Annotated in this window: 12 protein-coding genes; 5 read left to right on the forward strand and 7 right to left on the reverse strand. The window is 70.7% G+C overall.

Going from position 1 to position 12,299, the window contains the following annotated elements:
- Window positions 1–13 precede the first annotated feature (13 nt).
- On the forward strand, window positions 14–466 hold the full coding sequence (locus ABZ953_RS33085) for a DUF3093 domain-containing protein (protein WP_361731871.1): 453 nt from the start codon (window positions 14–16) through the stop codon (window positions 464–466).
- A 54-nt stretch (window positions 467–520) separates the two neighbouring features.
- On the opposite strand, the gene ABZ953_RS33090 is transcribed toward ABZ953_RS33085, so the two are convergent.
- From ABZ953_RS33090 to ABZ953_RS33105, 4 genes are all read right to left on the reverse strand, one after another.
- Complete coding sequence (locus ABZ953_RS33090; protein WP_361731874.1) at window positions 521–1,462, reverse strand: hypothetical protein; 942 nt, start codon at window positions 1,460–1,462, stop codon at window positions 521–523.
- A 13-nt stretch (window positions 1,463–1,475) separates the two neighbouring features.
- Entirely contained in the window at window positions 1,476–1,772 is a 297-nt protein-coding gene (locus tag ABZ953_RS33095; RefSeq protein ID WP_055544889.1) for a DUF4193 domain-containing protein, read from the reverse strand.
- Between the two features lie 393 nt (window positions 1,773–2,165).
- Complete coding sequence (locus tag ABZ953_RS33100; protein ID WP_361731877.1) at window positions 2,166–3,413, reverse strand: HAMP domain-containing sensor histidine kinase; 1,248 nt, start codon at window positions 3,411–3,413, stop codon at window positions 2,166–2,168.
- Between the two features lie 6 nt (window positions 3,414–3,419).
- The gene (locus tag ABZ953_RS33105; RefSeq protein WP_103549594.1) at window positions 3,420–4,073 is read right to left on the reverse strand and encodes a response regulator transcription factor; all 654 of its coding nucleotides are present in this window, start codon (window positions 4,071–4,073) and stop codon (window positions 3,420–3,422) included.
- A 335-nt stretch (window positions 4,074–4,408) separates the two neighbouring features.
- Here ABZ953_RS33105 and ABZ953_RS33110 point away from each other — a divergent pair, with 335 nt between their 5' ends.
- A complete protein-coding gene (locus tag ABZ953_RS33110) occupies window positions 4,409–4,582 on the forward strand; it encodes a hypothetical protein (RefSeq protein ID WP_361731879.1) in 174 nt (57 codons plus the stop codon).
- Window positions 4,583–4,658: 76 nt separating this feature from the next.
- Here ABZ953_RS33110 and ABZ953_RS33115 read toward each other — a convergent pair whose 3' ends face one another.
- On the reverse strand, window positions 4,659–5,474 hold the full coding sequence (locus ABZ953_RS33115) for an inositol monophosphatase family protein (protein WP_361731882.1): 816 nt from the start codon (window positions 5,472–5,474) through the stop codon (window positions 4,659–4,661).
- Window positions 5,475–5,493: 19 nt separating this feature from the next.
- Window positions 5,494–6,621, reverse strand: coding sequence for a ferrochelatase (locus ABZ953_RS33120; RefSeq protein WP_361731885.1), 1,128 nt, complete (start codon window positions 6,619–6,621; stop codon window positions 5,494–5,496).
- A 169-nt stretch (window positions 6,622–6,790) separates the two neighbouring features.
- Between ABZ953_RS33120 and ABZ953_RS33125 the strand changes: the two genes are divergently transcribed.
- Together ABZ953_RS33125 and ABZ953_RS33130 are read left to right on the forward strand one after the other, a co-directional pair.
- Window positions 6,791–8,035, forward strand: coding sequence for an MFS transporter (locus tag ABZ953_RS33125; RefSeq protein ID WP_361731888.1), 1,245 nt, complete (start codon window positions 6,791–6,793; stop codon window positions 8,033–8,035).
- The gene (locus ABZ953_RS33130) at window positions 7,989–9,314 is read left to right on the forward strand and encodes a D-arabinono-1,4-lactone oxidase (RefSeq protein ID WP_361731891.1); all 1,326 of its coding nucleotides are present in this window, start codon (window positions 7,989–7,991) and stop codon (window positions 9,312–9,314) included. Before ABZ953_RS33125 ends, ABZ953_RS33130 begins: the two co-directional genes overlap by 47 nt.
- Window positions 9,315–9,321: 7 nt before the next feature.
- Here the strand turns inward: ABZ953_RS33130 and ABZ953_RS33135 are convergent, their stop codons facing one another.
- Window positions 9,322–10,605 carry a hypothetical protein gene (locus ABZ953_RS33135; RefSeq protein ID WP_361731894.1) on the reverse strand — a complete coding sequence of 428 codons (1,284 nt, stop codon included), beginning with the start codon at window positions 10,603–10,605 and terminating at the stop codon, window positions 9,322–9,324.
- A gap of 473 nt (window positions 10,606–11,078) precedes the next feature.
- On the opposite strand from ABZ953_RS33135, the gene sepH reads away from it, so the two are divergent.
- Window positions 11,079–12,179, forward strand: coding sequence for a septation protein SepH (gene sepH, locus ABZ953_RS33140; RefSeq protein ID WP_361731897.1), 1,101 nt, complete (start codon window positions 11,079–11,081; stop codon window positions 12,177–12,179).
- Window positions 12,180–12,299: the final 120 nt, after the last annotated feature.

Below are 12,299 nucleotides of genomic sequence, written 5' to 3' on the forward strand. Positions count from 1 at the left end.
CAAGCTTGGTTCCATGCAGCCTTATGAAGAACGCCTGACCGCGCCCCGTTCGTGGTGGTTCGCCTCGGTCCTGGTGGGCGTCGCGATGGCCCTGATCCTGCTGCCGTTCGGCACGCTGCCGCTCCTCGGCGGCCTGGTCGGCGGCACGGCTGTGGCAGCGGTCGTCACCAGCGCGTACGGCGCTGTGCGGGTCCGTGTGGTGGCGGGCTCGCTGGTCGCGGGCGACGCGAAGATCCCGGTGTCCGCCCTGGGCGACGCGGAGGTCCTGACGGGCGAGGAGACCCGCGCCTGGCGCACCTACAAGGCCGACCCGCGCGCCTACATGCTGCTGCGCGCCTACATCCCCACGGCGCTGCGGGTGAACATCACGGACCCCGAGGACCCCACCCCGTACGTGTACGTCTCCACACGGCACCCGGAGGAGCTGGCGGCGGCGCTGACTGCGGTACGTCAAAGCGCCCCCTGAGGGGCGCTGGTGAGGGGCGCAGGCAATCAGGGCGCGGGGAACCGCGCGACGAGCTCAGCGCCCCAGCTCCCGGGGAATCTCCCCCATCCGCAGAGGATCGCTCGGCTTCTCCAGGGGCGGCAGCTCCGGCAGCGCGTCCCACGGCACCTGCGTCTTGCGCAGGTCCTGCCGGATCCGTCCGGCCAGTTTCTTGGTGTCCCGGCGGTTCATGACCGCCCCGACCGCGGCGCCCACCATGAAGGGCATGAGGTTCGGCAGGTTCCGGACCATCCGCTTCATGATCTGCTGGCGCAGCTCACGCTTCATCTGGCCGCCCAGCGCGGTGTTGAAGGTCGCCGGTTTGGCGACGTCGATCCCGCGCTCCTCGGACCAGGAGTTCAGATACGCCATGCTGCGCTGCTTGACGTTGCCCTCGGGCCGTCGGCCGTAGACCTCGTGCAGCTCGGCGATCAGCTTCAGCTCTATGGCGGCGACGCCGGTGATCTCCGCCGCGAGCTCGGCGGGCATCGCCGGCGGCACCGGCAGCATCGCGGCGGCCCCCACTCCCGCGCCCACGGTGGACGTGGCGTTGGCGGCGCCTGCGACGAGTTTGTCCGCGAGCTGTTCGGGGCCGAGGCCCGGGAACTGTGCGCGGAGGGTCGCCAGATCGCGGACCGGGATCCGCGGGGCGTTCTCGATGAGCCGGTCGGCGAGATAGCCGATACCGGCCCTCGCGCCACGCCCGCCCTTGCGCACGCCCTGCATCACTCCGCCCGTGACGGCGGCAACGCGGCCGCCCCTGGACCCGGCCTCACCGGCTTTCCGAGTGGTCCTGGGCGCCTTGTCGACCGCCGCCTCGTCCGGCACCGCCTCAGCGGCGGCCACCGGTTCGAGCGAGGCTGCCCCAGTGGCGGAAGAGCCTCGCCCGTCATCAAACACACCGGCGTCCGGAACGCCGGCCTCGTCCGCTCCGCCCTTGCGGAAGCGGCGCTTCCAGGACGGGGTCGAGCCAGTCACGGCCGACCCCGCCTCAGTCGCAGTCGCGGCAGATCGGCTGGCCGTTCTTCTCGCGGGCCAGCTGACTGCGGTGGTGCACCAGGAAGCAGCTCATACAGGTGAACTCGTCCTGCTGCTTCGGGAGCACGCGGACCGCGAGCTCCTCGTTGGAAAGGTCGGCGCCGGGCAGCTCAAGGCCCTCGGCGGCCTCGAACTCGTCGACGTCGACCGCTGAGGTCGACTTGTCGTTCCGCCGTGCCTTGAGTTCCTCGATGCTGTCCTCGTTGACGTCATCGTCGGTCTTACGTGGGGTGTCGTAGTCCGTTGCCATGTCGCTCTCCCCCTCTGGGTGTCTGCGGTGTCTCAAGCGCTCGTAACGCATGAGAGGCCGGACTTGTGCCCGACCTGAAGCGGAGATTTTGCCTCACATCAAGGTCTGTTATTCAATCGACACCCAACCGGACCCCTGGAGGGGTGATCGGTTTGGATGGCGATCGGGACCGTACACGGTCCGAATGTCGCACTCCACAGGCGCCACCCCGTGTACTTCCCGTGATCAAGACCCCTAAAAACCCGGATTTTCCCGGCTTTCCGGCGACTTTCACGATCACGGAGAGTAGATGACCGAAAATTCGCCCCTGTGATCGATCACACACGAAATCTCCAGGAACGGGCCCGAAAATTCCGCGTTGAGCGAACATCGCGGCGCGTCCGCGGCAGCATCTCAGAGAGGAAGGGTGACTCGCATGACGAGCCCACCCCCCTCACGCGGCTCCGCGATGATACGGCCCCCGTGGGCCCGCGCCACCGACCGGGCGATCGACAGGCCGAGACCCACGCCCTTGTCGCTGCCCGTCCGCTCGGTCCGCAGCCGCCGGAACGGCTCGAAGAGGTTGTCGATCTCGTACGCGGGCACCACGGGGCCCGTGTTCGACACCACCAGGACCGCCTGGCCGTGCTGGGCCTCCGTGGTGACCTCGACCCAGCCCTCGTCCGGCACGTTGTACCTGACGGCGTTCTGGACGAGGTTCAGGGCGATCCGCTCCAGGAGGACGCCGTTGCCCTGCACGACGGCCGGAGCGCGCTCTCCGCGGATCTCCACGCCCTTCGCGTCGGCCTCGGTGCGCACCTGGTCCACGGCACGGCCCGCGACCTCGGCGAGGTCGACCGGTTTGCGCTCCACGATCTGGTTGTCACTGCGGGCGAGGAGCAGCAGGCCCTCCACGAGCTGCTCGCTGCGCTCGTTGGTGGCGAGCAGGGTCTTGCCGAGCTGGTGGAGCTCGGGCGGCGCCCCGGGGTCGGAGAGCGACACCTCCAGGAGCGTGCGGTTGATCGCCAACGGCGTGCGCAGCTCGTGCGAGGCGTTGCCGACGAACCGCTGCTGAGCGGTGAAGGCGCGTTCCAGACGGTCCAGCATCTCGTCGAAGGTGTCCGAAAGTTCCTTCAGCTCGTCGTCGGGGCCGTCCAGTTCGATGCGCCGGGAGAGGTCCGTTCCGGCCACCCTGCGCGCGGTGCGCGTGATGCGGCCGAGCGGTGAGAGGACCCGGCCCGCCATCGCGTAACCGAAGGCGAAGGCGATCACCGCGAGGCCCAGGAGGGCGAGCAGCGAGCGGCTGAGGAGATTGTCGAGGGCGTGTTGACGCACCTGGTTGACGCACTCGTTCAACGCGTCGTTGAGCTGCCCCTCGGTGGTGTGCTCGGGAAGCCCCTGGAAGCTGGCGCAGGTCTGGCTGCTCACCCTGCTGTTGCCGGTGACCCGGAAGGGCAGCTCACTGCCCACGTTCAGGGCCTGCGCGGCGAGCAGGTAGATGATCGAGAGCAGCAGGATGCCCGCGATCAGGAACATGCCGCCGTAGAGCAGCGTGAGGCGTATACGGATCGTGGGGCGCAGCCACGGGAAGGGCGGTTCGACCTTGCGCGGGTCCCACGTGGGCTTCGGAGGCGCGGCTGGTGGCGCCGGGGTCGCGGCCACCGGGGATCAGATCCGGTAGCCGGAGCCCGGCACCGTCACGATGACGGCGGGCTCGCCGAGCTTGCGGCGCAGGGTCATGACGGTCACCCGGACGACGTTCGTGAACGGGTCCGTGTTCTCGTCCCAGGCCTTCTCCAGCAGCTGTTCCGCGGAGACCACCGCGCCCTCACTGCGCAGCAGCACTTCGAGGACGGCGAACTCCTTGGGGGCCAGCTGGACCTCCTTGCCGTCGCGGAAGACCTCGCGGCGGTTGGGGTCGAGCTTGATCCCGGCACGCTCCAGGACGGGCGGCAGCGGCACGCTGGTGCGCCGCCCGAGGGCACGCACGCGTGCCGTGAGCTCGCTGAACGCGAACGGCTTGGGGAGGTAGTCGTCGGCGCCGATCTCCAGGCCCTCGACGCGGTCGCTGACGTCGCCCGACGCGGTGAGCATCAGGACGCGGGTCGGCATGCCGAGCTCGACGATCTTGCGGCAGACGTCGTCGCCGTGGACGAGCGGGAGATCCCGGTCGAGCACCACGACGTCGTAGTCGTTGACGCCGATGCGCTCCAGAGCGGCCGCTCCGTCGTACACGACGTCGACGGCCATGGCCTCCCGGCGCAGTCCGGTGGCCACCGCATCGGCGAGCAGCTGCTCGTCCTCGACGACGAGTACGCGCACGTCGCTGTCCTTCCTCTGTGCCCCGGAGGGCAGATCTGTCGTGGGGTAGAGCTCCATCCTGCCCCTTTCGGCCATAAACCGGCTGTAAGACGGCCTGTCATCGGGGGCGGCCCGTGGCCGGGCCCGGGCCGGGCGGCGGGAATGCCGGATTTTCTGCGCGGGTTGAGGTTTCTGCGGAACGGAGCACGGGGAGGACGGGTTTACACCCGCGATCACGCTTTGTATGTAGCACGCCACAAACTGCTTGCCGCAGAGCGGCTTGAGACGTGATCGCCCCTTCTTTGAGGGCACACCCCCGTGCCATCGACCCACGACCCAGCCGAGGGGGCGCAACCATGGACGCATTCACCGCAGGACTTCTGCAGCGCATAGAGGCCACGGAGTCCGACCTCACGAAGGCCCGTGAGACGGGCGACGATTTCCTTGCCGAGGTCGAGCTGGCGGAGCTGGAAGATCTCCACCGCCTGGCCGCTGAGCACGGCGTCGAGGTGGGCGCCCTGCACGCCTGACCGACTCCCGAGAACGAACGCCGAAGGGCCCCGACACCTCGTCCAACAGGTGTCGGGGCCCTTCCGCGTGCGCGGGTCAGTCGTGCCAGGCGCCGAGGTCCTCCAGGAGGCCCTGGAGCGTCTCGAAGAGGGCGGGCGGCCCCGCGATGGCCAGCTCGCCCGAGAGTGCCTCTCCGGGGCGGCCACCGGTCAGGGCGCCCGCTTCCCGCGCGATGAGGTCGCCGGCCGCGAAGTCCCACGGATTCAGACCGCGCTCGTAGTACGCGTCGAGCCGGCCCGCCGCGACGTCGCACAGGTCGATCGCGGCCGAGCCGCCGCGCCGGATGTCCCGCACCCGCGGGATCAGGTGGCGCGCCACCTCGGCCTGCCGCGCGCGGCGCCCGGCGATGTAACCGAAGCCGGTGCCGATCAGGGCCTGGTCCAGGGAGGGGGCGGGGCGCACGCGAGCGGGCACGTCGTTGATGTGGGCGCCCTCCCCGAGGACCGCGCGGTAGGTCTCCCCGCGCATCGGCGCGTGCACGACCCCGACCAGCGTCTCGCCGTCCTTGCGGGCGGCGATGGACACGGACCAGTCGGGGCGGCCGTAGAGGTAGTTGACGGTGCCGTCGATGGGGTCGATGACCCACTGGATGCCGCTGGTGCCCTCGAAGCTCGCGCCCTCCTCGCCGAGCACGCCGTCGGCCGGCCTGCGCTCGGCGAAGAAGTCGGTGATCAGCTTCTCGGAGGCGATGTCCATTTCGGTGACCACGTCGACGGCGCTGGACTTGGTGGCGGCCACGCCGAGGTCGTCGGGGCGCCCGTCGCGCAGGAAGGCTCCGGCGCGGTGCGCGGCCTCCAGGGCGACGGCGAGGAGTTCTGCCTTGAGGTCGGTCACGTCGGTCACGTCGGTCACAGCGTTACCTCGGGATTCTTTACGCGTACGGGCTGTCGGCGCCCGCGGCGGCGGGCTTCGGGGCGCGGGCGGGGCAGCAGCCCACCGGGCACAGGTCGTGGCTCGCGCCGAGGGAGCCAAGGGCGCAGGGGGTGACGGCCGCGCCGCTCTCCGCGGCGGCCCGCTCGAGGACCAGTTCCCTGATCGCCGCGGCGAACCGCGGGTCGGCGCCGACGGTCGCCGAACGGCGCACCGCGAGACCCAGCTCCGCGGCCTTGGCCTCGGCCTCGGTGTCGAGGTCGTACAGGACCTCCATGTGGTCCGAGACGAAGCCGATGGGGACCATGACCACGGCGGAGGCACCGGCCGCGTGCCGCTCCTCCAGGTGGTCGCAGATGTCCGGCTCCAGCCACGGGATGTGCGGGGCGCCGCTGCGCGACTGGTAGACGAGCTCCCAGGGGTGCGCGGCGCCGGTCTCCTCGTGGACGGTGTCGGCGATGAGGCGGGCCACGTCCAGGTGCTCCTTGACGTACGCACCGCCGTCGCCGTGCTCCTCGACGGGCCCCGAGGTGTCCGCGGCGGCGGTCGGGATGGAGTGCGTGGTGAAGGCCAGGTGCGCTCCGTCCCGCACGTCCCCGGGGAGTTCGGAGAGGGACTTCAGGACGCCGTCGATCATGGGGCGGACGAAGCCGGGGTGGTTGAAGTAGTGCCGGAGCTTGTCGACCTTCGGCACTTCGAGGCCTTCGGACTCCAGGACGGCCAGGGAGTCCGCGAGGTTCTCGCGGTACTGACGGCAGCCCGAGTACGAGGCGTACGCGCTGGTGGCAAGGGTCAGGATGCGGCGGTGGCCGTCGGTGACCATCTCGCGCAGGGTGTCGGTCAGATAGGGCGCCCAGTTGCGGTTGCCCCAGTAGACCGGCAGGTCGAGGCCGTGCTCCACGAAGTCCTTGCGCAGGGCGTCAAGAAGGGCGCGGTTCTGATCGTTGATCGGGCTGACCCCGCCGAACAGGAAGTAGTGCTGCCCCACCTCCTTGAGCCGCTCCGTGGGGATGCCGCGCCCGCGCGTCACGTTCTCCAGGAACGGGACGACGTCGTCCGGGCCTTCTGGGCCGCCGAACGAGAGCAACAGCAGGGCGTCATAGGGAGTCGAATCCAGCGCATCGGACATGCATCCGATCCTGCCACTCGCCACTGACAGCCGGAAAACGGCCTCCGCCGAACGGAAAAACCCGGTGCGCCCGCCCCCTCCGGAGCCGTAATCTGTATAGGCCACCTTTACGCCTTACCCGGCAGCCTCCGCCCCCACGGAGCCGCTCCGGAGCCCCAGCGGAGTCCACGTGCCCAGCCCCTACCGCGCCATCTTCGCCGCCCCCGGCACGAAGGCCTTCTCCAGCGCCGGGTTCCTCGGCCGCATGCCGCTGTCGATGATGGGCATCGGCATCGTGACCATGGTGTCGCAGCTCACCGGGCGCTATGGCCTCGCGGGCGCCCTGTCGGCGATGGTCGCGCTGTCGGCCGCCGCGATCGGTCCGCAGATCTCCCGGCTCGTGGACCGGCACGGCCAGCGCCGGGTGCTCAGGCCCGCGACGCTGGTCTCCCTCGCCGCCGTCGCCGGGCTGCTGCTCTGCGCGAAGTTCGAGGCGCCCGACTGGACGCTGTTCCTCTTCGCCGCCCTGGTCGGCTGCGTGCCGAGCGTGGGCTCGATGATCCGGTCGCGCTGGGCCGTCCTGTACCGCGACACCCCGCAGCTGCACACCGCGTACTCCTTCGAGTCGGTGGTGGACGAGGTCTGCTTCATCTTCGGGCCGATCATCTCGATCGGGCTCTCCACGGTGTGGTTCCCGGAGGCCGGTCCGCTGCTCGCCGGGGCCTTCCTCGCCGTGGGCGTCTTCTGGCTGACGGCCCAGCGGGCCACCGAACCGGTGCCGCATCCACGGGAACACCACACCAAGGAGTCGGCGCTGCGCTCCGGGGGCCTTCAGGTGCTGGTCGCCACCTTCGTCGCGACCGGCGCGATCTTCGGTTCGATCGACGTGGTCACCGTGGCGTACGCGGAGGACCAGGGCCACAAGTCCGCGGCCAGCCTGGTGCTCGCCGTCTACGCGCTCGGCTCCTGCGTGGCCGGTGCGGCCTTCGGTCTGCTGCATTTCAAGGGGGCGCCGGCCCCCCGGTGGCTGCTGGGTGTCTGTGCGATGGCCGTGAGTATGATCCCGCTTCAACTGGTCGGGAACCTTCCGTTTCTGGCCGTGGCGTTGTTCGTCGCGGGCCTCTCCATCGCACCGACAATGATCACGACGATGGCCCTCGTCGAGCAGCACGTACCACGCGCGAAACTGACCGAGGGCATGACGTGGGTGAGCACCGGACTCGCGGTCGGGGTCGCGCTCGGCTCCTCCGCGGCCGGGTGGGTCATCGACGCCGCGGGTTCGGACGCCGGGTACGCGGTGCCGGGAATCTCCGGAGCCGTCGCGGTCGCGGTCGGGTTCCTGGGGTATCGCCGGCTGAAGCGGCCGGTTCCGCGACGGGGAGGGACCCATGAGTACGGGCACGAGCAGCGGGAAGAGCACAGCGACGTGGCGTAACTGGGCGGGCAACGTGACCGCGCGGCCGGTCCGTGAGGCCACCCCCGCCTCGGTCGACGAGCTGGTCGCGGCGGTGCGCCGGGCCAAGGAGGACGGTCTGAAGGTGAAGCCCGTCGGCACGGGCCACTCCTTCACGGCGGCCGCCGCGACCGACGGCCTCCTGATACGCCCCGGCCTGCTCACCGGCATCCGCGCGATCGACCGCGCGGCCGGCACCGTCACCGTGGAGGCCGGTACTCCGCTGAAGCGCCTGAACACGGCGCTGGCCCGTGAGAGTCTTTCGCTCACGAACATGGGCGACATCATGGAGCAGACCGTCTCCGGAGCCGTCAGCACCGGCACGCACGGCACGGGCCGCGAGTCGGCCTCGATCGCCGCCCAGGTCACGGCCCTTGAGCTGGTCACCGCGGACGGCACGGTCCTGACCTGTTCCGCCGACGAGAACCCCGAGGTGTTCGCCGCGGCCCGCATCGGGCTCGGCGCCCTCGGCGTCATCACCGCGATCACCTTCGCCGTGGAGCCGGTCTTCTACCTCGCCGCCCGCGAGGAGCCCATGACCTTCGACAGGGTCACCGAAGACTTCGACGCACTCGTCACGGAGAACGAGCACTTCGAGTTCTACTGGTTCCCGCACACCGGCAACTGCACCACCAAGCGCAACAACCGCAGTCCGGGCCCCGCGGCTCCGCCCGGCCGGATCAGCGCCTTCGTAGAGGACGAGTTGCTCTCCAACGGCCTCTTCCAGGTGGTCAACTCCCTCGGCCGCGCCGTACCCGCGGCCATCCCGGGCATCGCCAGGATCTCCAGCAAGGCGCTCTCCGCGCGGACGTACACGGACATCCCCTACAAGGTCTTCACCAGCCCGCGCCGCGTGCGGTTCATGGAGATGGAGTACGCGGTCCCGCGCGAGGCCCTCGTGGAGACCTTGCGCGAACTGAAGGCGATGGTGGACCGCTCGCCGCTGCGGATCAGCTTCCCCGTGGAGGTCCGCACGGCCCCGGCCGACGACATCACGCTCTCCACGGCGTCGGGCCGGGAGAGCGCGTACATCGCCGTCCACATGTACCGGGGCACGCCGTACCAGGCGTACTTCACGGCCGCCGAGCGGATCTTCGGCGCGCACGAGGGGCGGCCGCACTGGGGCAAGGTGCACACACGCGACGCGGAGTACTTCTCCAAGGTGTACCCCCGCTTCGGCGAGTTCACCGCCCTGCGCGACCGCCTCGACCCGGACCGCCTGTTCGGCAACGACTACCTGCGACGGGTCCTCGGCGCCTGACCGCCCGCTACGGAGTGGGCGTTCCGCCCTGCTGCGGGTCGGTGTCGGAGCCCGTGCCGTGCGACGGCGTGGGCGTCGGGGTGGGCGGAGTGGGCGTGGGCGTCGGGTCCGTCCCGGAGCCGTCGTCTCCGGAGTCGGAGCCGTTGTCCTTGTCGGGGTCGGTGCCTGTGCCGTTGTTGTCCGGGTCGTCCTTCGACCCCTGGCCGGTGCCGTTGCCCTTGCCGGTGCCGTCGCCCTGGTTCTCGCCGGTCCCGTTCGGGTCCTGCGAGGCGTTGTCGCCGTCCTTCTTGGAGCCGTCGCCGGTCCCCGGAGTGCCGTTGTCCGAGGGCTGTCCGGACGGTTCCTCGGGAGGCGGGGGCGACTTCCTGGGAGAGGAGTTCTGCCCCGAGACGCCGTTGCCGATCGTGGTGCCCTGGCCGCCGCTCAGGTCCTCCCCCGCGAACACCTCGTACGTGGTGATCCCGGCCATGGCGATGCCGAAGACGACCGCCGCGCCGATCAACGGCCGCTTCCAACTGCGGATCTGCGCGCGGTGCGTGGCACCCTCGGTGAACTCCTCGGACGGGAGCGGCGGTTCGAGGGGGGCCGCCGGAGCCGTGCCGCCGCCGGGGCCCGTGGCGCGGAGCACGCGTGTGGCGTCGTCGCGCGGCAGCGCCCGCGTCGGGTCGACCGCCCCGAGCAGCCGGGTCCGCTCGGCGTCGTCATCGGCCCCTGGCGCCACGGAGGGGAGCAGCGTCGTCCGGTCGGCGTCCGCCACTGAGGGCAGCATCGTCGTGGCGTCGGCGTCCCCGGGCGCGGGCGGCACCGTCGCCGGGTCGGCCCCCGCCGCGGGCAGCACCGCCGTGGGATCGGCATCCCGCGCGGTCGGCAGCAACGCCGTTCCGTCGGCGTCCGCGTCGGTCTGTCGCCTCCCCCATGTCGTGGTCACGGGCCCGGTGGCCCCTACGGCGCCGGGGTACGTGGGGGCTCTGAACGTCTCGGGGACCGGCCCCTCCGCCGACACCGGGACCTGTCGGGCCTTCGGCTTGGCCTGCACCGTGACGTCACGTATCTGCTCACCCGTACGCCTGAAGAAATGCTGGAAGACGGTGCCGCCACAGGTCGCGAGCGCGCTCACGACACCGGCGCCGAGGATCGTTCCGTAGACGCCGAGGTTCGAGGCGAGCTTCGCCGCCACGACCGCGGCGATGGCACTTCCGGCCACCTGCGGCACACTCAGATCGAGGCGCCGTTTCCCGCCCGGCTCCTGCTGGTCCTTCGACTCCTTGCCGGAATCCGGCTTTTCACGCATCTCCGACCCTTGCCTGCCTTTCTCGACCTTTCTCAACTGACTACACGAGACAGGGACGTATGGGCGAAGTGTTTAGTTCCGTTTCGGGGCATACCGTGAAGTGCGCCACCCGCGCGCGGGCGTGACAGGGCAGGAGCGGGCGCCAACTGCCGCCCTCCACGAGAAGTTCGGCGGCGCGGCGGTCCACCCGCGTGGCCCGAATGGAGTACTGTGGCGAGCCCTGGGTCCGGTCTCCCGCCAGGGTGCCCGGGGCCTCCAAGGACCGCCGGGTGGGGGGCTCGCTGCACAGGGTGACGAACCTCGTCACTTAGCGTTGCGAAATGGTAACCGTGCCATAACGGCGCTCCAGGGCCCATGCCCGACACGCCGGGCAACTCGGCAAGGTTGTGGCAGGCTGCACCCGGGCAGGCCACACTCGACTAGCGGAAGCAGCGACGCACGTGACGTCGGCAGGCACCACCCGGGAGGTCCCCATGCCCGAACTGCGTGTCGTGGCCGTCAGCAACGACGGCACACGGCTGGTGCTCAAAGCTGCGGACAGCACGGAGTACACGCTTCCGATCGACGAACGGCTGCGTGCGGCCGTCCGCGGCGACAGGCCCCGACTCGGCCAGATCGAGATCGAGGTGGAGAGCCACCTCCGGCCGCGCGACATCCAGGCACGGATACGTGCCGGCGCCAGCGCGGAAGAAGTGGCCCAGTTCGCCGGTATCCCCGTCGACCGCGTCCGCCGCTTCGAAGGACCTGTGCTCGCGGAGCGCGCCTTCATGGCGGAGCGCGCCAGGAAGACCCCCGTGCGCCGTCCCGGCGAGAACACCGGACCCCAGCTCGGCGAGGCCGTGCAGGAACGACTGATGCTGCGGGGCGTCGACAAGGACACCGTCCAGTGGGACTCCTGGCGCCGTGACGACGGCACGTGGGAGGTCCTGCTCGTCTACCGCGTCGCGACCGAACCGCACTGCGCGAGCTGGACGTACGACCCGCCCCGGCGGCTCGTCCAGGCCGTGGACGACGAGGCGCGTTCGCTGATCGGCGAGACGGACGACATCTCCGCGCCCGAGCCCAGCTTCCCGTTCGTGCCGCGCATCGCACGGCTGCCCCGGGACCGCCCCGCGGACCGGCCGCTCGACCGCGCCCTGGACCGTCAGCTGGACCGCCCGAGCATCCCCCTGCCTCCGGCGGACCCGCCGGAGGAGGGCACCGGCGCGGGCTCCGCGGTCGCCGAACAGGAGCGCGACTCCCTGACCAGCCTCCTGGAGGCGGTGCCCAGCTTCCGTGGCGACATGGTCGTACCCGAGCGTCCCTCGGTCACGACCGCCACGGAACTGCCGCCGCCCGCCCAGGAGGAGCCCGAGCAGGAGCCGGAGGCCGAGGAGCCCCCGGCGGCATCGGCAGGCGCAGGCGCGGCCTACGCGGACGTGCTCATGCCGCGCTCGGTGGCGAGCCACCGCGACCGGCTCGTCGGCTCCACGGACCGTCAGGCCGAGGCCGACGGCGTACGACCGGGCCGCCGCGCGGCGGTACCCAGCTGGGACGAGATCGTCTTCGGCACGCGCCGCAAGAAGCAGGAATAGCGTTTCGGCCAAGAAAAGCCGCTCAGGCAGCTGCCGTTTCATCTCGCTCTACGGAGAGGGGGTCCACACCCGGCCGGGTGCCACCACCCACAGCAGCGCCACGTAGCGGCGTCGCCGGAA

The sequence above is a fragment of the Streptomyces sp. NPDC046465 genome (genome assembly GCF_040646035.1).
GTDB lineage: Bacteria > Actinomycetota > Actinomycetes > Streptomycetales > Streptomycetaceae > Streptomyces.

Coding starts and splice junctions, on each gene's coding strand:
- sepH (WP_361731897.1), top strand. CDS start 11,079: ATGCCCGAACTGCGTGTCGTGGCCGTCAGCAACGACGGCACACGGCTG.
- ABZ953_RS33120 (WP_361731885.1), bottom strand. CDS start 6,621: ATGTCCGATGCGCTGGATTCGACTCCCTATGACGCCCTGCTGTTGCTC.
- ABZ953_RS33135 (WP_361731894.1), bottom strand. CDS start 10,605: ATGCGTGAAAAGCCGGATTCCGGCAAGGAGTCGAAGGACCAGCAGGAG.
- ABZ953_RS33130 (WP_361731891.1), top strand. CDS start 7,989: ATGAGTACGGGCACGAGCAGCGGGAAGAGCACAGCGACGTGGCGTAAC.
- ABZ953_RS33110 (WP_361731879.1), top strand. CDS start 4,409: ATGGACGCATTCACCGCAGGACTTCTGCAGCGCATAGAGGCCACGGAG.
- ABZ953_RS33095 (WP_055544889.1), bottom strand. CDS start 1,772: ATGGCAACGGACTACGACACCCCACGTAAGACCGACGATGACGTCAAC.
- ABZ953_RS33085 (WP_361731871.1), top strand. CDS start 14: ATGCAGCCTTATGAAGAACGCCTGACCGCGCCCCGTTCGTGGTGGTTC.